General features: G+C 27.6%; 26 protein-coding genes and 1 tRNA gene. 13 read left to right on the forward strand and 14 right to left on the reverse strand.

What is annotated here, in order from left to right; translation table 11 throughout:
• Positions 1-1,059 (forward strand): ATP-binding protein, encoded by a 1,059-nt coding sequence (locus FPD38_RS04515; protein ID WP_147555560.1) that lies wholly within the window; start codon positions 1-3, stop codon positions 1,057-1,059.
• Here FPD38_RS04515 and FPD38_RS04520 read toward each other — a convergent pair.
• Genes FPD38_RS04520 through coaE form a run of 3 tightly spaced genes read right to left on the reverse strand, consistent with a single transcriptional unit; the run spans position 1,056 to position 3,078 of the window.
• The gene (locus tag FPD38_RS04520) at positions 1,056-1,763 is read right to left on the reverse strand and encodes a glucosaminidase domain-containing protein (RefSeq protein WP_147555561.1); all 708 of its coding nucleotides are present in this window, start codon (positions 1,761-1,763) and stop codon (positions 1,056-1,058) included. The genes FPD38_RS04515 and FPD38_RS04520 overlap by 4 nt on opposite strands.
• Positions 1,735-2,487, reverse strand: a complete 753-nt coding sequence (gene dapF, locus FPD38_RS04525; protein ID WP_147555562.1) for a diaminopimelate epimerase — start codon at positions 2,485-2,487, stop codon at positions 1,735-1,737. The genes FPD38_RS04520 and dapF overlap by 29 nt, the downstream gene beginning before the upstream one ends.
• Entirely contained in the window at positions 2,488-3,078 is a 591-nt protein-coding gene (gene coaE / locus FPD38_RS04530; RefSeq protein ID WP_147555563.1) for a dephospho-CoA kinase, read from the reverse strand.
• A 56-nt stretch (positions 3,079-3,134) separates the two neighbouring features.
• On the opposite strand from coaE, the gene purM reads away from it, so the two are divergent.
• On the forward strand, positions 3,135-4,124 hold the full coding sequence (gene purM, locus FPD38_RS04535; RefSeq protein WP_147555564.1) for a phosphoribosylformylglycinamidine cyclo-ligase: 990 nt from the start codon (positions 3,135-3,137) through the stop codon (positions 4,122-4,124).
• A 30-nt stretch (positions 4,125-4,154) separates the two neighbouring features.
• Here the strand turns inward: purM and sodB are convergent, their stop codons facing one another.
• The 5 genes from sodB to FPD38_RS04560 form a co-directional block, all read right to left on the reverse strand.
• Positions 4,155-4,808, reverse strand: coding sequence for a superoxide dismutase [Fe] (sodB, locus tag FPD38_RS04540; RefSeq protein WP_147555565.1), 654 nt, complete (start codon positions 4,806-4,808; stop codon positions 4,155-4,157).
• Positions 4,809-4,873: 65 nt separating this feature from the next.
• Entirely contained in the window at positions 4,874-5,389 is a 516-nt protein-coding gene (nrdG, locus tag FPD38_RS04545) for an anaerobic ribonucleoside-triphosphate reductase activating protein (RefSeq protein ID WP_261798289.1), read from the reverse strand.
• On the reverse strand, positions 5,361-7,436 hold the full coding sequence (locus FPD38_RS04550; protein ID WP_261798290.1) for an anaerobic ribonucleoside triphosphate reductase: 2,076 nt from the start codon (positions 7,434-7,436) through the stop codon (positions 5,361-5,363). Before FPD38_RS04550 ends, nrdG begins: the two co-directional genes overlap by 29 nt.
• Before the next feature lie 197 nt (positions 7,437-7,633).
• A tRNA-Glu gene (locus FPD38_RS04555) sits at positions 7,634-7,708 on the reverse strand.
• A 180-nt stretch (positions 7,709-7,888) separates the two neighbouring features.
• On the reverse strand, positions 7,889-8,647 hold the full coding sequence (locus tag FPD38_RS04560) for an exodeoxyribonuclease III (RefSeq protein ID WP_147555566.1): 759 nt from the start codon (positions 8,645-8,647) through the stop codon (positions 7,889-7,891).
• Between the two features lie 98 nt (positions 8,648-8,745).
• On the opposite strand from FPD38_RS04560, the gene FPD38_RS04565 reads away from it, so the two are divergent.
• From FPD38_RS04565 to FPD38_RS04585, 5 genes are read left to right on the forward strand one after another with little or no spacing between them, the layout of a single operon-like run.
• Complete coding sequence (locus FPD38_RS04565; protein ID WP_147555567.1) at positions 8,746-10,293, forward strand: phosphoethanolamine transferase; 1,548 nt, start codon at positions 8,746-8,748, stop codon at positions 10,291-10,293.
• Positions 10,293-10,655, forward strand: coding sequence for a diacylglycerol kinase (locus FPD38_RS04570; protein WP_147555568.1), 363 nt, complete (start codon positions 10,293-10,295; stop codon positions 10,653-10,655). The genes FPD38_RS04565 and FPD38_RS04570 overlap by 1 nt, the downstream gene beginning before the upstream one ends.
• Complete coding sequence (locus tag FPD38_RS04575; RefSeq protein WP_147555569.1) at positions 10,648-10,878, forward strand: replication/maintenance protein RepL; 231 nt, start codon at positions 10,648-10,650, stop codon at positions 10,876-10,878. Before FPD38_RS04570 ends, FPD38_RS04575 begins: the two co-directional genes overlap by 8 nt.
• Positions 10,879-10,888: 10 nt before the next feature.
• Positions 10,889-11,884 (forward strand): dihydroorotase, encoded by a 996-nt coding sequence (pyrC, locus tag FPD38_RS04580; protein WP_147555570.1) that lies wholly within the window; start codon positions 10,889-10,891, stop codon positions 11,882-11,884.
• A 15-nt stretch (positions 11,885-11,899) separates the two neighbouring features.
• The gene (locus tag FPD38_RS04585; protein ID WP_147555571.1) at positions 11,900-15,049 is read left to right on the forward strand and encodes a type ISP restriction/modification enzyme; all 3,150 of its coding nucleotides are present in this window, start codon (positions 11,900-11,902) and stop codon (positions 15,047-15,049) included.
• A gap of 4 nt (positions 15,050-15,053) precedes the next feature.
• On the opposite strand, the gene FPD38_RS04590 is transcribed toward FPD38_RS04585, so the two are convergent.
• From FPD38_RS04590 to FPD38_RS04600, 3 genes are read right to left on the reverse strand one after another with little or no spacing between them, the layout of a single operon-like run.
• Positions 15,054-15,878 carry a DUF6602 domain-containing protein gene (locus FPD38_RS04590; protein ID WP_147555572.1) on the reverse strand — a complete coding sequence of 275 codons (825 nt, stop codon included), beginning with the start codon at positions 15,876-15,878 and terminating at the stop codon, positions 15,054-15,056.
• Positions 15,879-15,890: 12 nt separating this feature from the next.
• Positions 15,891-16,586: a class I SAM-dependent methyltransferase gene (locus FPD38_RS04595; RefSeq protein WP_147555573.1), complete on the reverse strand. Its 696-nt coding sequence runs from the start codon at positions 16,584-16,586 to the stop codon at positions 15,891-15,893.
• Entirely contained in the window at positions 16,586-16,933 is a 348-nt protein-coding gene (locus tag FPD38_RS04600; protein WP_147555574.1) for a Fur family transcriptional regulator, read from the reverse strand. Before FPD38_RS04600 ends, FPD38_RS04595 begins: the two co-directional genes overlap by 1 nt.
• 127 nt (positions 16,934-17,060) lie before the next feature.
• Between FPD38_RS04600 and FPD38_RS04605 the strand changes: the two genes are divergently transcribed.
• From FPD38_RS04605 to FPD38_RS04620, 4 genes are read left to right on the forward strand one after another with little or no spacing between them, the layout of a single operon-like run.
• Positions 17,061-17,912 carry a metal ABC transporter solute-binding protein, Zn/Mn family gene (locus tag FPD38_RS04605; protein ID WP_147555575.1) on the forward strand — a complete coding sequence of 284 codons (852 nt, stop codon included), beginning with the start codon at positions 17,061-17,063 and terminating at the stop codon, positions 17,910-17,912.
• The gene (locus FPD38_RS04610; RefSeq protein WP_147555576.1) at positions 17,909-19,237 is read left to right on the forward strand and encodes a HoxN/HupN/NixA family nickel/cobalt transporter; all 1,329 of its coding nucleotides are present in this window, start codon (positions 17,909-17,911) and stop codon (positions 19,235-19,237) included. Before FPD38_RS04605 ends, FPD38_RS04610 begins: the two co-directional genes overlap by 4 nt.
• Complete coding sequence (locus FPD38_RS04615) at positions 19,237-19,986, forward strand: metal ABC transporter ATP-binding protein (protein WP_147555577.1); 750 nt, start codon at positions 19,237-19,239, stop codon at positions 19,984-19,986. The genes FPD38_RS04610 and FPD38_RS04615 overlap by 1 nt, the downstream gene beginning before the upstream one ends.
• Positions 19,979-20,794, forward strand: coding sequence for a metal ABC transporter permease (locus FPD38_RS04620; protein WP_147555578.1), 816 nt, complete (start codon positions 19,979-19,981; stop codon positions 20,792-20,794). Before FPD38_RS04615 ends, FPD38_RS04620 begins: the two co-directional genes overlap by 8 nt.
• Here FPD38_RS04620 and FPD38_RS04625 read toward each other — a convergent pair.
• The 3 genes from FPD38_RS04625 to rpmI form a co-directional block, all read right to left on the reverse strand.
• Positions 20,771-21,670, reverse strand: a complete 900-nt coding sequence (locus FPD38_RS04625; protein WP_187153104.1) for a DNA ligase — start codon at positions 21,668-21,670, stop codon at positions 20,771-20,773. The genes FPD38_RS04620 and FPD38_RS04625 overlap by 24 nt on opposite strands.
• Positions 21,648-22,001: a 50S ribosomal protein L20 gene (gene rplT / locus FPD38_RS04630; RefSeq protein ID WP_039617097.1), complete on the reverse strand. Its 354-nt coding sequence runs from the start codon at positions 21,999-22,001 to the stop codon at positions 21,648-21,650. Before rplT ends, FPD38_RS04625 begins: the two co-directional genes overlap by 23 nt.
• A gap of 99 nt (positions 22,002-22,100) precedes the next feature.
• Positions 22,101-22,292 (reverse strand): 50S ribosomal protein L35, encoded by a 192-nt coding sequence (gene rpmI / locus FPD38_RS04635; protein WP_002777995.1) that lies wholly within the window; start codon positions 22,290-22,292, stop codon positions 22,101-22,103.
• 144 nt (positions 22,293-22,436) lie between these two features.
• Here rpmI and FPD38_RS04640 point away from each other — a divergent pair, with 144 nt between their 5' ends.
• Entirely contained in the window at positions 22,437-23,537 is a 1,101-nt protein-coding gene (locus tag FPD38_RS04640; protein WP_147555580.1) for an HP0729 family protein, read from the forward strand.
• Positions 23,538-23,728: 191 nt separating this feature from the next.
• Positions 23,729-24,565 carry a GTPase gene (locus FPD38_RS04645; protein WP_147555581.1) on the forward strand — a complete coding sequence of 279 codons (837 nt, stop codon included), beginning with the start codon at positions 23,729-23,731 and terminating at the stop codon, positions 24,563-24,565.
• The last annotated feature ends 3 nt before the right edge of the window (positions 24,566-24,568 follow it).

A 24,568-nucleotide genomic window follows, 5' to 3' on the forward strand; every position in this document is an offset into this window, starting at 1 on the left:
ATGAAATTACTGCATTATTTTTATGATAATTATCCAAAAATTCAGCATTTTAATGAAAGAAAAATTCAAATTCAAACCAATAAAAATTTTATTTTAAAAGGCGGTTTTGCTAGTGGTAAAAAAAATTTAATCTTAAATTTTTTATCTTTTTACAAACACGAAAAAATACTTTTTATAGATTGTGCTGATTTAAGATTTAATAAAAACAGCTTATTGCATTTAAATTCATTTTTGACTTATAACCCTCAAATTCAATTTTTAGTTCTTTGTAATTTTTATCATGATTTTGATTTCAACACCTTAAAACATCTTAATTTGCAAATCATCATAAGTACTGCCAATGCAAATTTAACAATAGATTCTTTTGAAGAAATTCATCTAGATTTTTTAGATTTTGAAGAATTTTTAAGTTTAAACAAAAAATATAGCGACATAAAAACTATGGTGAGCTATTTTTTGCAAACTGGAAGAAATGTTTTAAATCAAAATCAAGACATAGATTTTTTTTACCTAAAAAGTTTTTACACACCATTAGAACTTAATATCTTAAAAATCATAGCTTTAAATATTTCTAGTGAATTTAGTATCAATGATTTGTTTAAAACCTTAAAAAATGATATCAAAATATCCAAAGATACTTTATATAAAAACATAGCTACACTAGAGCAAAACTACACTTTATATTTTGTAAAAAATTATGAAAAAAAATTAAAAAAAGTATATTTTTGGGATTTTTCTTTAAAAAATTTACTAAGCATACAAAAAGATTTTAAAGCCTTGTTTGAAAATTTGGTGTTAAATGAATTGTTTAAATTTAAAAAAGAAATTTATTACACAAAACATTTTGATTTTTACATACCTTCATTAAAAAATGCTTTTTTATGCTCACCTTTTAAAGATAAAGACTTGATTTTGCTAAAAGTTAAAAAAATACTCAATAAAAATCAACTCCAATTATCATCAATATACATCATAACCCTTTCTCAATATGAAGAAATTTTCATCAATGGAGCAAGAGTTTTATTATTACCATTTGATGAATGGGCTTTGGGAATTTAGTCTAATTTATCAAGCTGATGTTTTTCAATAATTGATAAAATCAATTGTGTGTATTTGCTTTTAATTTCAGAATATTTTTCCAAATATCCCGCAGCTTCTCTACCATCTAATTTTTTATTTTTTTCTAAAATTCTTTGACGCCAAGTTCGAAAATCTTCATAAGCAAAATGACGATTTAAATTTAATACATAAGAATCCACACTTTCTTGCAAGGTATCAAAAATTCGGATTTTATGGGTTTTACCTGCTTCTCTGTTTTTAGGCACTAAACCTTTATCTCCCCAAGTCCATTCCCCAAAAAGATTGTTTGCTTCTTTGGCAAAACGACTAGTTCCAGTCGCACTTTCTATGATAGCTTGAGCTATGGCTAATGATTTTGGAACTTTTTGAATTCTTTTTTTAAATTCTTCAATGTCATATAAATTTTTAATGCGATATTTTTCTTTTAAATTGTTCAATCTAGCCAAAGCATTGGAATTTAAGTTTCTAAAATTAGTTTTCAATGCTTCATTGAAAAAACTATCCACAAATTTTTGCTCTTCTTCTATACACTTAAAAGATTCATCAAGCAAAGTATTGATTTTTCCTATAAAAATTTCTCGTTTTTGATCCATATTCAAAGTGTAAAAACTAGAATCAAATCCTGAAACAAATTCAGCTTTTAAAAAAATACAACTAATGAGAAAAATTATAACTAGCTTCAAAACAGCATTTTACCTTTCCCTTAAAAAATATCTGACCATCTTCCAATCTAAAAAATAACTCCTCGTCGCTTTTTGGTTTAACCATAACTTTATCTTTTATTTTTTTATTTAACCAAGCTAAATAAAAACAAGCTCCCATTCCAGTTCCGCAAGCTAAAGTCTCACTTTCAACACCGCGCTCAAAAGTTCTTACTCTTAATAAGTCATTTTTTTCAATTTTTGCAAAATTAATATTTGCATCATATTTTCTGCGGAGTTCTCCGCATAAATCCTCATCAAATTCTTCTAAATTTTCTACAAAAGTTACAAGATGTGGCACTCCTGTATCACACATTTGCCATTGTCTATTTTTCTCTTTAAAAGGATCTTTGATATTTTTTACACTGCTTAATCTAACTTCAACCATATCATCTTCTACATGAGATTTAATCAATCCTGCACCTGTCATGAAATTTAAATATTGAGGTTTTTTTAAAAAATAATGTGCAAAATGTGCTGCAGCTCTTGAACCATTTCCACACATACTTGCTTTACTTCCATCACAATTATAAAACTGCCATTCAAAATCATACCTATCGTGTGGAACTACCACTATAAGTCCATCAGCACCTATGCCTTCATAGCGATTACAAAGAATTTGAGCTAATTTTTGTCTATCTTTTTTTTCTGTATCTGTAAATATTACAAAATCATTTCCGCTGGCACAATATTTATAGTATTTCATTTAAAAAACCTTTAAGCTATATCGTAACAAATTTAACACATTTTTTTCAAACATTTCGTAACTAGAGTTATTTTCTACAATATAATCTGCAAATTTCTTCTTATCTTCTATATCCATTTGCAAATTTATTCTTTTTAATGCCTGTGATTTATCTATATTTTCTCTACTCATTAGTCTTTGAATCAAAAGATCTTTTGGAGCATATATCAAAATGCTTTTTCCTAAGCCTTGATAATGATCATTTTCAAAAAATAACGGAAGTTCTATAAAAAAAGCTTTGTTTAGCTCATCCAATTTTTTAGCTTTTTTTAAAATTTCTTGTTTGATTTTTGGATGGAGATATTCTTCTAATGTTTTCCTAGCAAGATTATCATTAAAAACTATATTTCCTAGTTTTTTTCTGTCTATTTTTCCATCTATTATTAGAGTATAATCATTAAATTTTTTTGCTATATCGTGAGAGTATTTGTTTAATAATTTATGGGCAATTTCATCTGCGTTTATAGTGCAAAAACCCAATTTTTTAGCTATTTTCATAAAACTTGATTTTCCACCTGCTATACTTGAAGTCACAAAGTAAGCATTTTTCATAATTTAGCCTTAAAAGTTTTTGGTTAAAATACATTCAAATTCTTAAAGGAAAGTAAATGGCTATAAGTTATAAAGATGCTGGAGTAAGTATTGATGATGGCAATGATTTTGTAAAAGCGATAAAGCCTTTAGCAAAAGAAACTTTTAATAAAAATGTCTTAGGCGATATAGGTTCTTTTTCTGGTGCTTTTGCTGTGCCACAAGAGTTTAAAAACCCTGTCATGTTAGCAGCCACTGATGGAGTTGGAACAAAACTTCGTCTTGCTATTGATGCTCAAATATATGATGGCATAGGCGAAGATTTAGTAGCAATGTGTGTCAATGATCTCATTTGTAATTTTGCAACTCCTTTGTTTTTTTTAGATTATTATGCAAGTGGCAAATTAGATATAAAAGTGGCAAAAAAAGTTATAACTAGTATAGCAAATGGGTGCAAAAAAGCAAATTGTGCTCTAATAGGTGGAGAGACTGCTGAAATGCCAAGTATGTATCATGGAAAAGATTTTGATTTAGCAGGATTTGCAGTAGGCATGGCAGAAAAAGAAGAGATAGATGGAAGAAATTTTGTCAAAAATGGAGACATCTTGCTTGCTTTAGCTAGTAGTGGGCTTCACTCAAATGGGTATTCTTTAGCTAGAAAAGTTTTATTTGAAAAACAGCAGCTTAAATTTGATGATAAAATCGATGGAAAAAATATTATTGATATTTTACTTGAACCTACAAAAATTTATGTTCAAGATTTTTTAAAATTAAAACCTTTTATTAATGCTCTTGCGCATATTACGGGTGGAGGTTTAATAGAAAATTTACCACGAATTTTCCCAAAAGGTATGGGAGCAATCATCAAAAAACACCATCTAAAAACCCCAGAAATTTTTTACCAAATAGGACAAGATGTTTATGAAGATGAAATGTATAGGACATTTAATATGGGAGTTGGATTAGTAATGGCTGTGAGTCCTTGCAATGTTGGAAAAGTTTTAGAAAATTCAAACGCTTTTATTATAGGTGAAGTAGTATTAAATGAAAAAATTGTATTAGAATAATCTCTTAGAAATAATCTAAGAGATTTATTTTTATTTTATAGGGTGTAATTCATTTGCATAAAAACTTACTGAATTCATACCTTCTTTAATAGCCCACTCATAAGCTTTAGAAACAAATTCCCAATTAATATGCGCATAAAATTTATCTAAATACGCAGGACGAGCATTGCGGTGATCAACATAATATGCGTGCTCCCATACATCTACTACTAAAAGTGGAATTTTATCTTCGGTAATAGGCGTAGCAGCATTGCTAGTAGCAACTAATTCTAATTTTTGATTTTGAGTATTATAAACCAGCCAAAACCAACCTGAACCAAATAAAGTCGTAGCACCTTTAATAAATTCTTCTTTTAAATTTTCCATTGATCCAAAATCTTTTTCAACTGCTGCTTTAAATGATTCATCTAAAGAACAGCCACAACCACAGCAAGTTTTTGGTTTTATACAATCAAAGTAAAAATCATGATTATAAACTTGAGCAGCATTGTTAAAAATCCCACCATTTGAATTTTTTATAATATACACTAAATCTTTACCTGCAAATTCAGTATCTTTGATAAGATTATTTAGATTATTTACATAAGTTTGATGGTGTTTGCCATGGTGAAAAGAAAAAGTCTCTGCGCTTAAAAAATCTCCAAAAGAATCCACATCATAAGGTAATTTTCTTAATTCAAACATATTTTTCTCCTTTTAAAATTTAAAATATTCTAACATAGTTAAGTTAAAAAAGACTAAATAACTCTTTATTTTTCAAAAAGCACAATTTTTCCTTGTCTAAAACTTTCCTTAGTATCTATAATACGCTGATTTGAACTTCCTCTAAATTTTAACGATAAGTCTTTTTGCTCTAAAATAAAACGCCCGTCTATAAGCAAATCTGCTAAAAAAAGCAATTCTTTTACACTTTTTTTATCCATAAGTAACAATTCTTCATAAGTAAAACCCGTATAAACAGTAAGATCAAGCCCAAAAGACTTAATCTTTTTAGCTAAAATAACTAATTTTTCAGCTTGCAAAAAAGGCTCTCCACCGCTAAAAGTAACACCTTTTAACAAAGGGTTTTTAACAATATCTTTTAGTAAAAAAGCCAAATCTTGCCAATAACCTTGATTAAAATCATGCGTATGTTGATTATGACAAGCTTTGCATTTGTGAGGGCAACCTTGAGTAAAAATCACATAACGCAAACCATATCCATCGACTATTGATTCTTTTACAACTCCTGCTAATTTAATCAAAATGGTGTTTAATTCTTGCATACACTTCAGCCTTTTTTGCATCATTAAAACGATCAATTGTTCCAACTAAATATCCAGTGATTCTTCGTATGCGTTCAAATTGATAATCACCTTCTTTTCGGTGACACTTTGGACAAACCTCATCTATAATGCCACTATAACCACAAAGTGGATCTCTATCTAATGGAAAATTGATAGAACCATAGCCTATATTGCTTTCTTTCATTAATCTAATTATACACTCAAAGCTCTCTAAATTTTTACTCACATCTCCATCAAGTTCGACATAGGTAATATGCCCGCCATTATTAAGCTCATGATAAGGTGCTTCAAGTTGTATTTTTTCATAAATACTAATTGGAAAATCCACAGGTATATGAAAAGAATTGGTATAAAATTCTTTATCAGTAATACCTTTTAAAATTCCATATTTTTGTCTATCTAGCTTTAAAAATCTCCCGCTTAAACCCTCAGCAGGTGTTGCAATAAGAGAAAAATTAAGCTTGGTTTTTTGTGCTTTTTCATCTACAAATTCTCGCATAAAACGGACAATCTTTAAACCGAGCTCTTGCGCTTTTTGACTTTGGCCATGATGAGTTTTGATTAAAGCTATTAAAGTTTCACAAAGTCCTATATAGCCTATGGCTAAAGTCCCATGTGCTATGATTTTTTCTACTTTATCATCTTGATTTAAATTTGAAGAATCAAGCCAAATTCCCTCACCCATTAAAAAAGGGAAATTTCTTACTTTTTTTTGACATTGAATTTGATAACGATGTAACAACTGCTCACAAACTAACTCTAATTTTTCTTTTAAAAATGAGTAAAAAAGCTCTACATTTCCTTTAGCTTTTATGGCTAAACGCACAAGGTTAATACTAGTAAAACTTAAATTTCCTCTACCACAAGTGATTTCTTTGCTCTCATCATACACATTTGCCATAACTCTAGTTCTACAACCCATGTAAGCTACTTCGCTATTATAGTCTCCTTGCTTGTAATATTTAGCATTAAAACTTGCATCTAAAAAGCTAAAATTTGGAAAAAGTCTTTTTGAAGAACATTCTATAGCAAGCTTAAAAAGTTTATAGTTTGGATCTTTTTCATTATAATTAACTCCTTCTTTGACTTTAAAAATTTGCACAGGAAAAATAGGAGTTTCACCATTTCCCAAACCTTTTATAGTCGCTAGTAAAAGATTTTCGATGACTATTTGTCCCTCATAAGAAGTATCAGTGCCATAATTTAAAGTGCTAAAAGGCACTTGCGCTCCTGCTCTTGAATTCATAGTATTAAGATTATGGATTAAAGCTTCCATAGCTTGAAAAGTAGTATTTTTAGTTTCTTTTAAGGCCCTATTATAAGCATAAACACTAGCTTGTTTTAACAAATTGGGTTTTAAATTTGGAAAAACTTTTAAAAGTTCATTAAAACAATAATCCTTACAAGAAACTTTAAATGAAGCATTGGCAACATCTTGCTCATTTAAATTTTGATCGATTTTAATCTCAAAAAATGCATTTAAGGCCTTTTTGTATTCTTTATGAAAGGTTTTTGCTACACCCTTAGCCATAGCAAAATCAAAATTTGGTATAGATTGACCTCCATGCATTTCATTTTGATTAGCTTGTAGAGCAATGCATGCCAAACTTGCATAAGATCGTATATCATTTGGCTCTCTTAAACTACCATGTCCTGTGCTAAAACCATTTTCAAAAAGTTTAATCAAATCTATCTGACAGCAAGTTTGAGTTAGCATATAAAAATCTTTATCATGTATATGGATATCACCATTTTTATGAGCATATGCTATATGCTTTGGCAAAATACGCTCATCTATATAATGCTTTGCGCCTTCTGAACCATATTTTAGCATCATACCCATAGCGCTATCTGAATTGATATTTGCATTTTCTCTTTTTAAATCTGCATCTTTAGAATCTTTAAAAGTTAAATCATCATATACACTAAGCAAATAATCATTTAAATTTTTATTTTGCTTTTTAAGATTTAATTCATTCAAACCAACACTACACTCATTTTCTTGCTTAAGAAATTTTATCTTCATAAAAATTTTCCTAAAAAATAATCTCTAAGCACTATTATATAGCACTTTAAAAAGTTAAGTGTAGTACAAAAACTTGATGAAAAACTTAAAAAAATCTATAAAAAATCATACCTTTTTTGTATCAAATAAAGCCTAAGTCCTATAAGACAATCTCATAAAGTGTATAAAAAAATTTTGATTTTTTTGGTAGCAAGAGGTGGTGACCCATACGAGACTCGAACTCGTGTTACCGCCGTGAAAGGGCGATGTCCTAACCGCTAGACGAATGGGCCAATTTGTTAGTATAATTCTTAAAAAATTAAAATTATATATATATTTTACTTAATAAATGATTAATTTTTAAAATTTATCCATTTATACAACTTTAATCTTAAATCATAATTTTACCATTAATATCACAAAATAAAACAAAAACAAACATATAAAAGTAAATTTTATATGCTTTTATTGTTTTAAATATCTATTTCAATTCCTACAGGAGCATGATCTGATCCAAAAATATCATCTCTTATAAAGGCATTTTTAAGCTTATCTTTTAAACCATTAGAAATGAAAAAATAATCAATTCTCCAGCCTACATTTCTTTCTCTTGCCTTCATTCTATAACTCCACCAAGAGTATTTTTCTTTTATATCGCCATTTATATACCTAAAAGTATCAACAAATCCAAGTTTTAAAAGCTCATCTATCCAAGCTCTTTCAATGGGTAAAAATCCTGAAGTTTTTTCATTTGCTTTTGGATGAGTTAAATCTATAGCACAATGAGCTGTATTTACATCACCGCATATTATAATTTCCTTGCCTTCTTTTAAAATTTTGTCTAAATACACTAAAAAATCATTATAAAATTTCATTTTAAAATTCAAGCGCTCTTCATCTTTTTGGCCATTTGGAAAATATATATTAAATAAAACTATATTTTTAAATCTATGCTCTAAAACTCTACCCTCATCATCATCAAAAAATTCACACTTTTTAACCTCACTATCAAAATTGCACAAACTCATAACACCAGAATATCCAGCTCTTTTAGCGCTATTAAAATACATATGCTTAAAATCATATTCATAAATTCTTTTAGGAAATTTTTCTTCATGTGCTTTAATCTCTTGAAAACCTATAAAATCTATATTTTCTTTATCTATCCAATCTAGTGCATTTTTATCGCATATAGCTCTTAAACCATTAACATTCCAAGAAAGTAATTTCATAACTTAGTCCTTAAATTTACAAAAGCAAAATCATACCATAAAGGCATTAAATTAACTATTTTAATTTATAATTAATCAAGCAATCACGAAAGGATTTTATGCAATTTTTTAACATATCTTGGCTTAAATTTGTTCTTTTAAGTGCTATTTATATAACCAGTATTAACTTAAAATTATTTTCTTATATCTACGAAAATTTACACTCTACTAATAATGATATTTCTATTATTTTATATATCATCATTTATTTTACACTATTAGTTGGAATTTTTGCTCTTTTATTTATACCCTATCTTAGTAAATTTTTAATGATTTTTTTAATCATTGTAAGCTCTATTAGTAGCTATTTTATGATAAATTATGGCGTTATAATAGATTCGGATATGATAAGAAATGCAGTACAAACGGATCAAAAAGAAGTATCTGACTTGCTTCATTTTAATATCTTTATTTATATATTTTTTACCTTTTTACTTCCAACATTTTTAATCATAAAAACTAAAATAAACTACTATAGCTTAAAAAAACATCTAATTGTCAAATTTAGCACTTTAATCATTGCTTTAATCATTGCTTTTGGATTACTTGGAATTTTTTCAAAAAACATAGTGCCTTTTTTGAGAACCTACAATGAAGTAAGAGTTTATAACACTCCTTTTTATCAAATTTATTCAGCAATTAAATACATAAAATTAGAAATCATTCCCAAAAAAGAACTTCAAAAGATAGCATTAGATGCAACATTGGAAAAAGATTTAAACAAAACAATGATTTTAGTTATCGGAGAAACTGCTAGAGCAAAAAATTACTCTTTAGGTGGATATACTAAAAATGATACAAATTTTTATACTAAAAATGAACCAAATTTAATATATTTTAGTCAAGTAAGCTCATGTGGAACTGCTACTGCTAGAAGCCTACCTTGTATATTCTCAAGACACAAAAAAGCTTCATTTGATAATAGTCTTTATGAAGAAAATGTCTTAGATATCTTACAAAGGGTTGGAGTGCAAAGCATTTGGCTTGATAATAATTCAGGAGGTTGCAAAGGAAATTGCGATCGCATTTCAAACAAAATTTTATCAAAAGATTACGATGAAAGCTTGCTTGAATTTGTAAAAAAAGCTTTGCAAAATACATCTTCAAATAAAATCATAGTTGTTCATTTGCAAGGCTCTCACGGACCAGCATATTTTAAACGCTATCCTAGTAAATTTAAAAAATTTACTCCAACTTGCGACACAAATGAGTTACAAACTTGCTCTCAAGAAGAACTAGCCAATACTTATGACAATACCTTGCTCTATACAGATTTTATTATCAAAAGTCTTATAGATTTACTCAAACAAAGTCCTTTGCAAAATGCTGCATTGTTGTATGTATCAGATCATGGAGAAAGCTTAGGAGAAAATGGAATTTATCTTCATGGGATGCCATACTTCATAGCACCACAAGAACAAACTCATATTCCAATGATATTTTGGAGTAAAGATGAAAATTTAAGCACAAAATTAAAACCACAAAAAGACTATAAGCTCTCTCATGATAATATTTTTTCAAGCTTACTAGGATATTTTAATGTCCAAAGCAAAGAATACGAAGAAAACTATGACTTATTCAGTAAAAATTTAAAGGAAAATCCTTAATGAAGCCTAAATATAGCTTATTTAAAAACGCTTCATATGCATTAAGCGGAATTAAATTTTTACTAAAAGACGAAATGGCTTTTAAAATTGAAAGTATTATCATTTTGCCACTTATTATGGCAAGCTTTTTTTTACCCATAAGCTTTATAGAACATTTTGTATTGATTTTTGTTTTGGTTTTAATTTTGATAGTAGAAGCATTAAATTCAGCCATAGAAGCCTGTGTAGATTTATACACAAACGATTTTCACATCTTAGCTAAAAAAGCTAAAGATTGTGCTAGCGCAAGTGTTTTTTTTAGTGTAGTACTAGCTATAATCACTTGGTGTTTTGTTTTGGCAAAATGGTGGTTTTATGGATGAACGAGTAAAAAAAATATGTGAAAAAATTCATGGTAAAAAACGCTTTGAGATCATCGAATTCCTAGCTTTAAATGCTGATGAAAATGGTTTTGTTTTTATCAGCATAGACGAGCTTGGCAAAAGATTAAACACAAGCAAACCAACCATAATCAATACTTTTAAATTTTTAGAAGAAAAATCTTTATTAGAAAAATTAAAAAATGGTTTATACAAACTCAAATAAAGGAAATATTATGACACTCAAAAATCCACTCGATATGCACTTACATCTAAGAGATGATAAAATGCTTGAGCTAGTCACACCTTTTAGTGCTAAAGATTTCAAAGCAGGTGTTATAATGCCAAATTTAATCACTCCTTTAACGGATTTAGAAAATTTAAAAGCTTACAAAAAAAGGATTATAAAAGCTTCTAAAAATGAAGATTTTATACCACTTATGACTTTATTTTTTCAAAACTATAATGAAACATTCTTAGAAAAAGCAAAAGATGAAATTTTTGCTATAAAACTCTATCCTGCTGGCATCACTACAAATTCAGATAATGGAATTTCAAGCTTTGATATAGAAAAGTTAAAACACACTTTAAACGCAATGAGTGAGCTAAATATACCATTGTTAGTTCATGGTGAAACAAATGATTTTGTGATGGACAGAGAAGCAAACTTTGCCAAAATTTATGAAAAATTAGCCACAAATTTTCCTAAATTAAAAATAATCATGGAACATATCACAACAAAAACTTTATGCGAGTTGTTAAAAGATTATGAAAATTTATATGCGACTATAACTTTACATCATTTAATCATAACTTTAGATGATGTTATAGGTGGAAAAATGGATCCTCATTTATTTTGTAAACCTATAGCAAAACGCTATGAAGACAAAGACGCACTTTGTGAGCTTACTTTTAGCGGATATGAAAAAGTAATGCTTGGAAGCGATAGTGCCCCTCATCCTTTGCACACTAAAGAATGCTGTGGATGTGCAGCTGGAGTATTTAGTGCACCTGTTATTTTACCTGTTTTAGCTGAACTTTTTGAAAAAAATTCAAACAAAGAAAATTTACAAAAATTCATAAGCGACAATGCCTGCAAAATTCATAATCTCAAATTTGAAAAAGAAAAAATCATAACTTTAGAAAAAAACACATGGCAAGTTCCACAAAAATATGGCGATATAGTGCCATTTATGGCTGAAAAAACTCTAAATTTTAAAACCATTCATTAGCAAAAAAGGATTTCAATGCTAAAAATCTATTTAGAAAAAATCAAAGATATTTCTATAAATGATAAAGAACATACTCATCGCACTGCTTTAGAAAATTTATTATTAGCTATAAAAGATACTCAAGATAAACAAAATAAAATTCACATAAAACAAGAACCAAACAATGACAAAGAAGGAAATGGTGCTCCTGATTTTTTAATCACAAAAGATTTTTTAACCTTAGGCTATATAGAAAATAAAAGAGTCAATGCAAACCTTGACGCTATAATCCAAAGTAATCAAATTTTAAAATACACCAAACTTAGTCCAAATATCATTCTTACGGATTATTTGAAATTTATATTATTAAATTTAAACGATAAAAATGAAATCATTATTTGTAAAGAAGTAAAAATTTGCTCTCTTGGGGAAATCAAAAGTGTTATTAAAAACCAATCTTTACTAGAAACAAAAACACAAGAGCTAAACGAACTTTTTGCTATATTTTTTTCTAAAATTCCAAACCCTATAAATTCAGCCTTAGAATTTGCAAATCACTTAAGCCTAAGAACAAGAATTTTAAAAGATGAACTTTTATTATCTAATGAAAACGAAGCATTGATAAGCTTATTTAATACTTTCAAACAAACACTTTATAAAGAATTATCCTATGAAGAATTTTGCGATTCTTTTGCGCAAACTTTAACTTATAGTTTATTTTTAGCCAAATTAAATAACAATACCACAAAAGAAATAGATCTAAACAATGCTAAAAAATTCATACCAAAATCATTTCCATTAATCCGTGCTATGAGTGGATTTTTAGATGATAGTTTTGAAAATTTAGAAAGTATAAAATGGCTTTTAGAAGAAATCATAAACATTATAAATCATATAGACATTACAAGCATCATAAAAGAACTAAACAAAGCTAGCGAAAAAGATTTATTTAATCGCAATATTTTATCTACTCACAAAGATCCTTATTTGCATTTTTATGAAACATTTTTGGCAAGTTATGATCCAAAGCTTAGAGAGGTAAGAGGAGTGTATTATACCCCTGCACCTGTGGTAAATTTTATCATCAATGCTATAGATGAAGTTTTAAAACAAGATTTTAATCACAAAAAAGGATTAAGCGAAGCTTTAGACAAAAACATAACCTTGCTTGATTTTGCTACTGGCACTGGCACATTTTTGCTAGAAGCTTTCAAAAAAGCCTTAGAGCCCATATCCAACAAAAGTCTAAAATACAACCCAAAAGCCTTACTTAATAAATTTTGTGGTTTTGAATTTTTAATAGCACCTTACACTATAGCACATTTAAAAATTTCTCAAAGCTTTAAAGAAGAATTTAACTCTGCTTTAAATGATGATGAAAGCCTTAAAATAGCACTAACTAATACTTTGTATTCTAAAAGCATATCCAAAGAACAATATAATCAAAACACACTTTTTACTCTTGCTGATTTAACAAAAGAATTTAAAAAAGCCCAAAAGATAAAAGAAGAACAAATCCTAATCATCACGGGCAATCCACCCTATAGCGGAGCAAGTAGCAACAAAGGCTTATATGAAGATGAGATCAAAATAAGTTATGGATTAGAGCCAAGCAAAGCAAATCTTAACGATGAGCAAAAAAGATATATAAATTTATATTTTCAAGAAAAAACAAAGCAAAACACAAGCACTTTCAAAGCCATATATGAAAAACACAAACTAGAAAATGAAAAAAATCCAAAATGGCTTTTAGATGATTATGTAAAATTCATACGCTTTGCCCAAAGCAAAATCGACTCTCAAGAAAGTGGAATTTTTGCTTTTATTTCAAACAATGGCTTTTTAGATAATCCTACCTTTAGAGGTATGAGATATTCTCTGATGCAAAGCTTTGATAAAATCTACATACTAAATTTACACGGCGATACGAGAAAAAAAGAAAAAGCTCCAGATGGAAGCAAAGATGAAAATGTCTTTGATATAATGCAAGGTGTGAGTATAAATATCTTTATAAAACAAAATGCAAAAACCAAAAATACAAAAATTTACTACTATGATTTATACGGAAAAAGAAAAAACAAATACGAATTTTTATATGAAAATGACTTAAATTCTATAGAATGGACTTTAGTAAAAAATAATGAGCCTTTTTATCTTTTCTTACCGCAAAATAATGACTTATTAGAAGAATACAACAAGGGCATAAGTGTAAAAGATATTTTTATGCTTTCAAGCGTAGGAATTGTAAGTGCTAAAGATTCTATATTAATATCAACTAATACTGAAAAATTAAAACAACAAATTTATAGTTATTATAATGAATTTGATAAGAAATATATAAAAGAAATAGCATATAGACCTTTTGATACGCAAAAAATTTATTTTGATATAGAAAAAATAGAAAGACCCAGAATTGAAACAATGGAGCATTTTTTAGAAAATGAAAATATTGGATTGATTTGCGATAGAGGAACAAAATTAGACAATATTAGTAATATTTTCATTAGTGATACAATTATAGATTTACATTTAGTAGGTAGTGGTAGCTATATCTTCCCGCTTTATCTTTACCCTACAACTAGAAGTAAAAAATTCCTAAAAAAAGAAAGTCCAAATTTTAAAGAAGAAAATTTCACCTCAAAAATAGAAAATTTCAAAGAAAGCTTTAGAATCTTCATAGATGATTTTTACAAAGAGAAATTCTCACCAAAAGATATACTAGGCTATATTTATGCGGTGCTTTTTCATAAAAACTATAGAGAAAAATACCTTGATTTTTTAAAAATTGATTTTCCAAAAATTCCTTTTGTAAAAGACAAAAAAACTTTCAAAAAATTAAGCAAACTAGGCTTAAAGCTTATAGATCTACACTTATTAAAAGATGAAGAATTAGACTCTAGTGTAGGCGAAGCTTTAATCAAAAATACAAAAAATAAAAATTTAAAAATAGAAAAAATCAAATACGACAAAACCACAAAAGAACTTTTCATAAACGAAAATTTGTATTTTAATGAAGTAAGTCCTGAAATTTATGAATTTAAAATAGGCGGTTATGCTGTGCTAGATAAATACCTAAAAAGTCACAAAGAAGAAGAAATCGATCATGCTCATTTTACTTTAATCATACAAACTTTAGATGCAACTTTAAAAATTCAAAATGAAATTTCAAAAATCAATCTGGCATAATTTGCTAGATTATTATATGTTTATTTGATACAATTGTCTCTTTATAATAACTAAGATATTTGTAATTGTTCAACCTTGTAGTTCTTGCACATTGAATAAAAGTTGTCAGATGATTTATAAAATACGCAAAAGGATTTTCAAGTATAAATTCATAAATACCTTTAGAATCTATAGCACTAATCCTAATTCCTTCATCACTTGCAAAATAAAATGATTTGCCTTCTATAGAGACAAAACAATTTGGAGATAAATATTTTTTATCGCCACATATATCCTTTAAATTTTTATGAATTATTTCTATCGATGGAAGAGTTTTTGCTATTAAAAAAGTAAAAATCTGATCTGTTTCGTTAGCAACAGGATCAAAACTTTGACTTTCTACTCCTTGTATAGAAGTTGAAGTAAAAAATTTTCTATATACTCCTTTTTCTTCTGATTTTTCTCTTTGTATTTCTTTAACAATCTTTAATTTTTCTATAGAATCTTTGATATCATTAGAGTTGGCATTTGATTTAACTTCACCAACTGCTAATACATTTTCACAAGAATAATACGCATAGTCTTCAACATTATTTTGCATAAATCTACTTGCAAAATTCTTCTCATAAATAATAATATCGCTTTGTTTTGATACTCCACCATAAAGATCTATAACAAAACCACTACCAATGCCAACACCTGAAGGCAATAATGCTTCTAGTTTTTCTATAACACCACATTCTCTAGCTCTTCCTATTGCATGAGGGTGGCTATTATTTGAAGCATTATTAAATTTTAAGACTAACTCTTGACCTATATTTCTTAAAAAATCAGAAACACTAAATTTCACAAAATTCCTTCATCAACAAATAATCAGTTTTATTTTTGAGCTTATAGCCTCTTCAATATCATCTTTTATAAAAGATTCTAAATCTTGCTTTGTTGCATTAATGCCATTCATATTTAAATGCCACAAAGCGTTTTCTATGGCACTTTCTTTGTCTCTTTTTACCACCCTAGTTTCGCTAAAAATTTCAAATTCATAAGGTATATTTTGAGTATCTAAAAAGCTTTGAAAATCTTCTTTATAAAAGCCTTTAAATTCTGTTTTAAAATGCTTAAATATAGGATCTAAAAAGCTACTTTTGCGTTTATCTGCCCAACCTAAATAAACTCTTTTTGGTGCTAAATTTAAAAAAGCTTTAAAATCTTCTTCACTTTTTAAAGCTGGAGACATACTTAAAAATGCTAAATCAAATTTCAAAGTATTGTTTTTGTAAAAATTTTCAAAGTTTAAATTTATAGTTTTGATATTATTTATACCATTTTTAAGTGCATCTTCTTTTAAAATTTCAAGCATAGCACTAGCATTATCCACGCCTAAAACTTCCTTAGCTTTTTTTGCTAAATGCAAAGTCCAAACGCCACTTCCACAACCAATATCTACTACATTTTTACCATCTAAAGAGCCTATTTTTTCAAAAGTTGCTTTTTGAATTTCATTTAACTCTAAAGAAAATCTTGTATAAGTTTTTGCTTTTTTATCCCATAAATTCATTATTCACTCTCACATTTTTGACAAATTCCTTTAATCACAACACTTTTTATAGTCCCTTTAACTTTAGGCATTTTTACATCACTAATCTCATGACACACATCACATATAAAATGTGCTTTAGCGTGATCTGCTAACTCATAAAAACTTTTGCGATCAAGTTGGCTTTTATTTACTATACCTTTTTTTTCAAAAAGTTCCATATTTCTATAAAAGCTAGTTTTATTTGCTTTAAGATTAAATTGATCATAGCTTAATGGGGTTTTAGCAAGAGATAAAATTTGCAAAATTTCTACTCTTAAAGTTGTCATAGCAATATCATGTTTTTTTAGCAAATCAACAGCTTCCATAAATCTTACCTTAGAAAATAAATGTATTTTATCACAAAAAAGTTTTATAAATGCAACTTTATTTTTAAGTTGCAACTAAGTTGCATTATATATAATTACGAAAATTTTTACAATCAAGGAGCAAATGATGTTAAAAATGCTATTGTTATCGCTACTATGCGTATTTGCTTTTTCAAAACCTATCGTAAGTGTGAGCATACCCCCTCAAGCATTTTTTGTAGAAAAAATAGCCAAAGATAGCGTGGAAATCAATATCCTTATAGAGCCTAACTCTAATGAACATAATGTAGAATTTAAACCCGCAGCAATTAAAAATCTTGAAAAAAGTAAAATTTATTTTCTTGCTGATTTAGAACTTGAAAAGATCCTAGAAAGCAAATTTAAAAATACACTCAAAAATGTCAAGATTGTTAATATCAACAATGGTATATCATTGCTAGAAAATGAAGAACATGACGAGCATGAAAACAATATACATGAGCATGAGCATGGCATAAACGATCCTCATACTTGGTTAGATCCTGTCTTGGTAAAAATACAAGCACAAAATATCTATAAAGCATTAAGCCAAAATTTCCCACAAAACAAAGACTTTTATGCAAAAAATTTAGAAAATTTTCTCAAAGAATTAGACGATTTAAATTTAACAATCAAAACAAATTTGCAAAATATAAAAAATCGCGAATTTATAGTGTATCATCCTAGTTGGGGATATTTTGCAAAAAGATACAACCTCATCCAAATTCCTGTAGAAATCGATGGGAAAGAACCAAAAATTCAAGATCTTCAAAAACTAATAAAAATAGCCAAAGAAAAAAATATCAAAGTTATTTTTGTTCAATCTGGTTTTAGTGAAAATTCAGCCAAAGTATTGTCTAAAGAATTAAACGCAAAAATTGTTTTTATCAATCATTTAGCCAAAGACTGGGATAAAGAGCTTTTAAAAAGCACTCAAGCTTTAAAAATGGCTTTAGAATGAAAGTCATTTTAATACTAGCCTTTATATGTTTTCAAAAAGTATTAAGCTGTGCTTTATGTGCAGCTTATACTCCAACGGCAAATGTAAGATTAGACTTTAATGCAAGCAATGATAGCATCAATAAAATTTATGTAACTTGGGAATTTTCGCAAGATTTTGTAAAAATACTGCTTCAAAACTATGATATAAACTATAATGACACCTTAGACAAAGACGAACTTACCGATATAAAATATACTCTTTTAGATTATATAGAGCCAAAACAATTTTTAATGCAATTTCAATTTTATAATTTAGATGAAAAAATTTACATAGAAAAATTTTCAAACGCTAAATTAATTTCAGATAAAACAAAACTATTTTTTACTTTTGAAGTAAAGCTTAACATCCCTATAAAAGAAAATAACACATTTAGCATAAGATTTGAAGATAAGGAAGGATTTTTTAATTTTAAATTTATACCGCAAGATTTTATCACTTTAAATTCAAGCTACTACCTAAGTGCAAATCCCAATTTAAATCTCATATTTTTACAAGCACAAAAAGGCAAAGCACCAAACACAATCTTTACAGAAATTCAAACCAAGCAAAATCCAAGTTTTATGGATAATTTTTTAAATAAATTACAAATTTTTAACGAAAATATTTTATTATATATCAAGCAACTTCTTCAGCAAGAATTTAACATACAAACATTTTTATTGTTGCTAATCATATCTTTTGGATATGGCGTTTTTCATGCTAGCGCACCAGGTCATTCTAAAATGCTTACAAGCTCGTATTTTTTAACACACAAAAGTTCATTTTCAAAAATATTTTATTTTGTATTAAAAATAGGTATAGTGCATATAATGAGTGCATTTTTACTTGTAAGCATTGGCATAATTATGCTTGAAAAATTACTTAAAGATATCAATATGGCTGGATTTATCCTAACCAAATTTACAAGTTTGCTTATAGTTTTTATAGCTCTTTTTATGCTAAGTAAAAAAATACTACATAAAAACTCTTGCTCTTGCTCTTGTCACTCACATAAAACAAGTGAATGGGTAGTCATACTAGGAGCTTCTTTAGTGCCTTGTCCTGGCGTTATTTTGCTTTTTATATTTGCGTATAAATTTAACTTTTTATATGCTTTAAGTTCTGCTATATTTGTAACTTTAGGAATGTGTTTTGTATTATTTTTATTTGCTATAGGAGCAAATAAAATTCATCAAAATATAAAAACTACAAAAATAAGAACTTCACTAGCGTGTCTAGCTTTGATATTTATGATATTATTTGGATTATTTTTATTTATCAATACTAAAGAAGGTGTATTTTAGTGGAATTATTTCAAATATCTAATTTAAATTTTTCCTATAACGAAGAACTTGTGCTAAAAAATATCAATCTAAGCTATGATAATAATGATTTTTTATCTATCATAGGACCAAATGGCGGTGGAAAATCAACTCTTATAAAACTCATATTTGGACTTTTAAAAAGCAAAAATTTAATTAAATTTAAAAATATAAATTTAAATCAAATAGGCTATGTCCCACAAAACACTCTAACTAATACCAATTTTCAAACTAGAGTTTTAGAAGTCGTACTAATGGGAAGAGTAAATCATAAAACATTTGGTTTTTATGCAAAAAAAGATAAAGAACTAGCCCTAGATGCTCTAAAAAAAGTATCTATGCAAGATTTTTGGGATAAAACCATCAGCTCTTTAAGTGGCGGTCAAAGACAAAGAGTGCTTATAGCAAGAGCTTTAGTAGGAGAGTGTAAATTACTTATACTAGATGAACCTACAGCAAGTGTAGATACTAAAAATGCTATACAAATTTTTGAACTTTTAAAACAACTTCATCAAAATGGTATAGGTATTATATGCATTAGTCATGATATTAATATAACCTTAGCATATAGTGATAAAATCGCATATTTAAACAAAGAAATTTTCATACACAAAAACATCAAAGATCCAAATAAAATCAACTATATAAAACATTTATACCAAAATCATTCTCATTTTTGCGATGTTGAAATGAGTTTGAATTCTTGCCTATGTAAGGAATGTGATGCTTGAAATTTTAAATTTTAACTTTTTTCAAAATGCTTTATTTTCTTGTGTGCTAGTAAGCATTGCTTGTGGCTGTATAGGAAGTTTGGTAATGGTAAATAGGCTTATGTCTATGGCTGGTGGTATTACACACGGGGCATTTGGTGGCATTGGAGTGGCATTTTACTTTTCTTTACCTATTTTACTTAGCACAAGTTTATTTACTTTGATTTTAGCCTTTATAGTGGCTTATTTAAGCCAACACTATCCAAACAGAAGCGATAGTATCATAGCTGTCATATGGGCATTTGGCATGGCTATAGGAATCATACTTATAGATTTAAGCCCAAAATACAATAACGACTTAATGGCATATTTATTTGGTAATATATTAACTGTTTCTAATGAAGATATTTGGCTTATGCTTGGTGTAGATATTATTTTTATCATTATTTTATTATGCTTTTATAGACAATTTGAAATCATAAGTTTTGATAGCGAATTTGCTCAAACTAGAGGGATTAGCATTAATTTATTTTATTATCTTTTGATTTTTATGATAAGCTTGTGTGTGGTTATTAGCATTAGGCTTGTGGGGTTAATTTTAGCTATGGCTTTATTAAGCATACCAAGCTTTATAGCAGAAGGCATTAGTAAAAAACTTGGCTGGATGATGATTTATTCAAGTATTTTGAGTTTATTTTTTTGCTTAAGTGGTTTAATGGCGAGTTATTATTTTAACATTTCAAGTGGCGCTAGTATCATTATGATCTCATGTATTGCTTTTGCTGTATATTTAGGAATCAATGCTTTAAAAAATTTCTCTCGTTCTTAAATAAGTAGCAAATCTTGGGGTGCCATTTTTTGTAAAACCATTGTATTTATAAGTGATGATTGATCCTATAGCAGGAGGATTTATACGATCTTTGTCTTTAAAACCTGAACCTATTTTAAAGCTTACTTTTTTACCTTTGATATCTGCTTCGCATAGCAAAGATCCCATTTTGCCTTCAAATTTACCCTTGCCTTCAAAATGCTTTTTTACAATACATTCTGCATCATCAAATGGTTTTAGCTTATAAGCATTGTCTGATCTTTTCTTTTCATAAGGCATATCATTTTTTCTTATGATTACACCTTCTGCTTTTTGAGCTATAAGTTCTTGGTAAAATTGCTCTAAATGTTTTTTATCTTTTATACGGATTTGAGGAATGATTTTTATAAATTTACTAGGATTTTTAGCCAAATACATTCTTAAAACATCAAGTCTAGCTTCTAAAGTACAAGGATAAATTTTAAATTCTTCACAAGCATTTGGCACATCAAAGACATTATAAGTTACTTTATTCCAAAGGTTTTCATCAGGATTTTCTTGACGCACTAAAGATGAAATTTCTTCAAAAGCATTTCTTTGGATCCAAAGCTCACCATCGAGTTTAAAATTTGGAAAATTTTTTGTAAAAAATTTAGGAAGCTTTATAGTGTTTTTTGCTCTTGTTTGCATATTTTTTCCATCCCAAAGTCCTCTTATACCATCAAGCTTTTCACTCATTAAATAATGGCTTAAATTTTTATCTATAAAAAGCTTTTCATCATAAACTTTAAAAAGTAAAATATCTTTTGCAAAAAGAGAATTTAAAGAGAGTAGGCAAAGAAAAACAAGGCTTATAAAAAGCCTTGCAGTGAAACTAAAGTGCTTTTTTAGCAGCATCTGCGATTTTAGCAAAAGCAGCTGCATCGTTCATCGCTAAATCAGCTAAAATTTTTCTATCAAGCTCAATGCCTGCTTTTTTAAGACCATTTATAAATCTTGAATAACTAATATCATTTAGTCTGCAAGCTGCATTGATACGCACTATCCAAAGACGACGAAAATCGCGTTTTTTGCGGCGTCTATCACGATACGCATAAACCAAACTTCTTTCTAATTGTTCTTTAGCTTTTCTAAAATGTTTGCGGCGACCACTATAAAAACCACGCGCAAGTTTTAAAACTTTTTTATGTCTGCGGCGTCTTACAACACCTGTTTTTACTCTTGCCATATTTATCCTTTCACAAATTGGCGTTCGTTAAACGAATCTTGCCCTTTTTTACAAGGGGAGTTTGAATGACTTTTTGTCAAAAACTAAATTTAAGTAAGCTTAAATTCCTAACATTTTTTCAACCGCTTTAACATTGGTCGAATGAACATACTTAGCAGTGCGAAGATCACGCATTCTCTTAGCAGGTTTTTTAGTCAAAATATGACTTCTAAAAGCTGAGCCTCTTTTGATTTTATTTTTACCTACTTTGAAGCGTTTAACAGCACTTTTAACGCTTTTCATTTTTGGCATGTGTATCCTTTGGATAAATTTTTTCATAAAAGAAAGCTACTATTTTACCACAACTATGCTTTAGAGAAATTAAATTCATCTTTTAAAAATTTTCTTTAAAATTAAGTAAAATATCAAAACACAAATATTATTTCAAGGAAAACTATGCATAATCTTTTAATCCTTTATAATCCTTACTATCAAGAAAATGTCATAAAAGAACATTTACAAATTTTACTCGATAAAGGTCAAGTTGCATTTGCCAAGGTAAAGTCAAAAATCAACGATCAAAATAATTCTTTTGAAAAAGATTTAAATGAAATTTATACAAATACTAGTAAAGATAAGCCCTTGCAACTTTTTTTAAGCGATTATGCAAATTTATTTGTAGCAAAGGTTACAAAGGTGAGCAAAAACTTAGATGATGAAAGTTTATTACCAAGCTACTATAAAGAAAAAAATTTTAACATCGAGCATTACTTCATCATAGAAGATTTAAGAGAATTAGTTTGTGAAGACTTTACAACGGTTAAAAATCATTATCTATCAAATTTTACCACACCAAATTATAAAAACAATTCTTACGCTATCTATGGAAATTCTTATGTATATCCTTTAATAGTTAAGCAAAAAAGTAAAATTGATTATTTTTTAGATAAAACAAAGCATTGTTTAGATGCTTATAAAAATCAAGAATATTTACAAATTCAAGATATTTTCAAAAAATACATTTTTGGTAATGAGCTTTTTTATCTTCTACATCCTGATAGTATTAACAATATAATATATGCTGAAATGGAATTTGATAAAAATCACCAAGATCCTGTGTATGATTTTACCTCCATCATTGTTAAATACTCTAAAACCTTAGAATATGAAATTTATGATTTTTGCAAAAAAATATTTTTTCAACTTTGCCAAAAAAATGAAAATATAAAAAATATAAACTATAGTGTGCAACAAAAATCTTATACATTAAATGATTTTTTTAAACACAAACCAAACATAGGAACTATGAAATTTTTATTGCAAAATAAACAAATTCAAGATTTACTTGATATAAAATGTAAAAATTTCATAAATTATGATTTATCAAAACATATAAATATTTTACAAGATATAAGGAATTCAGCTGTTCATGAAAAAATTCCTTCGTTACATCAAGCTATAAAGCTAAGAAATATTATCCTAGGTATAGATACTTTTAGTATGCTAAAAGGAATTTTACTTCAAAAACCAAAATTAAACGATAAACAAGTATTGTAACATCACAATACTTGTTTGCTACACCAATAAACTAATAAAATATTATCAACATATCTTTTTATATTTTTGAAAATTTAACTCTTATGTGACATAACCTGTCGTAAAGCTAAAATATAATTTTGTTAAAAAAGTTAAATATCTTGACATAGGGGGGGGGGATATGTATAATTTTAATTTTATAAAGGATAAAAATGCTAAATAACCATATATTAACTCAATTTAATATACAAAATGAATATGAAAATTTCTTAACCATCTTAGAAACGATTAATAAAAAACCAACAATTTGTGTCATAGGCTTATACAATAGTGGCAAAAGTTCATTGTTAAATGCTTTAACAAATTCTTTAGATAAAAGTAATTTTTCAGTTGCAGATAGAGTAGAAACAAAAGAAATTAAATCTTTAGAATATGAAGATTTTATTTTTATTGATACACCTGGATTAAATGTCGATAAAAATGATGATGTCAATGCTTTTAAAGGTTTTTTGCAATCTGATATATATCTTTTTGTCCATAATGTTTCAACAGGAGAATTACATAAGCAAGAATTTGAATATTTGAAAAAATTAGTTAAAGATAATGATGATAATTTTGTTAAAAATTTAATCATTATTTTGTCAAAATCTGATGGGATAGATAGAGAAAAAATCAAGCAGGTGAAAGAAAATATAAAAAATCAATTGTTAAATTTTATAGATCAAAGAGCTATTGATAAAATGAAAATAATTACCATTTCATCTGAAAGCTACATCAAAGGTTGTAATGAAAATAAAAAACTACTTATAGAAAATAGTAATATAGAATTATTAAATCAAACGCTTAATGATTTAAAATCCAATTTAACAGCAAATGAAAATAGAAAAAACAAACTACAAAATCATGAAATTTTTACAAAAATAAATGAGTTGATTTCTCAAAAAAATAAAGAACTAGAAGATAAGACTATAAAAAAAGAACAATTAAAAACAACAATTAATCAAGAAATTAAAGAAGCTAATGAAAAATTGGCAAAAATTTTACAATAAAGG

Source organism: Campylobacter volucris, assembly GCF_008011665.1.
GTDB classification, from domain to species: domain Bacteria; phylum Campylobacterota; class Campylobacteria; order Campylobacterales; family Campylobacteraceae; genus Campylobacter_D; species Campylobacter_D volucris_A.

Coding starts and splice junctions, on each gene's coding strand:
- FPD38_RS04515 (WP_147555560.1), top strand. CDS start 1: ATGAAATTACTGCATTATTTTTATGATAATTATCCAAAAATTCAGCAT.
- dapF (WP_147555562.1), bottom strand. CDS start 2,487: ATGAAATACTATAAATATTGTGCCAGCGGAAATGATTTTGTAATATTT.
- coaE (WP_147555563.1), bottom strand. CDS start 3,078: ATGAAAAATGCTTACTTTGTGACTTCAAGTATAGCAGGTGGAAAATCA.
- purM (WP_147555564.1), top strand. CDS start 3,135: ATGGCTATAAGTTATAAAGATGCTGGAGTAAGTATTGATGATGGCAAT.
- sodB (WP_147555565.1), bottom strand. CDS start 4,808: ATGTTTGAATTAAGAAAATTACCTTATGATGTGGATTCTTTTGGAGAT.
- nrdG (WP_261798289.1), bottom strand. CDS start 5,389: ATGCAAGAATTAAACACCATTTTGATTAAATTAGCAGGAGTTGTAAAA.
- FPD38_RS04550 (WP_261798290.1), bottom strand. CDS start 7,436: ATGAAGATAAAATTTCTTAAGCAAGAAAATGAGTGTAGTGTTGGTTTG.
- FPD38_RS04560 (WP_147555566.1), bottom strand. CDS start 8,647: ATGAAATTACTTTCTTGGAATGTTAATGGTTTAAGAGCTATATGCGAT.
- FPD38_RS04565 (WP_147555567.1), top strand. CDS start 8,746: ATGCAATTTTTTAACATATCTTGGCTTAAATTTGTTCTTTTAAGTGCT.
- FPD38_RS04570 (WP_147555568.1), top strand. CDS start 10,293: ATGAAGCCTAAATATAGCTTATTTAAAAACGCTTCATATGCATTAAGC.
- FPD38_RS04575 (WP_147555569.1), top strand. CDS start 10,648: ATGGATGAACGAGTAAAAAAAATATGTGAAAAAATTCATGGTAAAAAA.
- pyrC (WP_147555570.1), top strand. CDS start 10,889: ATGACACTCAAAAATCCACTCGATATGCACTTACATCTAAGAGATGAT.
- FPD38_RS04585 (WP_147555571.1), top strand. CDS start 11,900: ATGCTAAAAATCTATTTAGAAAAAATCAAAGATATTTCTATAAATGAT.
- FPD38_RS04595 (WP_147555573.1), bottom strand. CDS start 16,586: ATGAATTTATGGGATAAAAAAGCAAAAACTTATACAAGATTTTCTTTA.
- FPD38_RS04600 (WP_147555574.1), bottom strand. CDS start 16,933: ATGGAAGCTGTTGATTTGCTAAAAAAACATGATATTGCTATGACAACT.
- FPD38_RS04605 (WP_147555575.1), top strand. CDS start 17,061: ATGTTAAAAATGCTATTGTTATCGCTACTATGCGTATTTGCTTTTTCA.
- FPD38_RS04610 (WP_147555576.1), top strand. CDS start 17,909: ATGAAAGTCATTTTAATACTAGCCTTTATATGTTTTCAAAAAGTATTA.
- FPD38_RS04620 (WP_147555578.1), top strand. CDS start 19,979: ATGCTTGAAATTTTAAATTTTAACTTTTTTCAAAATGCTTTATTTTCT.
- FPD38_RS04625 (WP_187153104.1), bottom strand. CDS start 21,670: ATGCTGCTAAAAAAGCACTTTAGTTTCACTGCAAGGCTTTTTATAAGC.
- rplT (WP_039617097.1), bottom strand. CDS start 22,001: ATGGCAAGAGTAAAAACAGGTGTTGTAAGACGCCGCAGACATAAAAAA.
- rpmI (WP_002777995.1), bottom strand. CDS start 22,292: ATGCCAAAAATGAAAAGCGTTAAAAGTGCTGTTAAACGCTTCAAAGTA.
- FPD38_RS04640 (WP_147555580.1), top strand. CDS start 22,437: ATGCATAATCTTTTAATCCTTTATAATCCTTACTATCAAGAAAATGTC.
- FPD38_RS04645 (WP_147555581.1), top strand. CDS start 23,729: ATGCTAAATAACCATATATTAACTCAATTTAATATACAAAATGAATAT.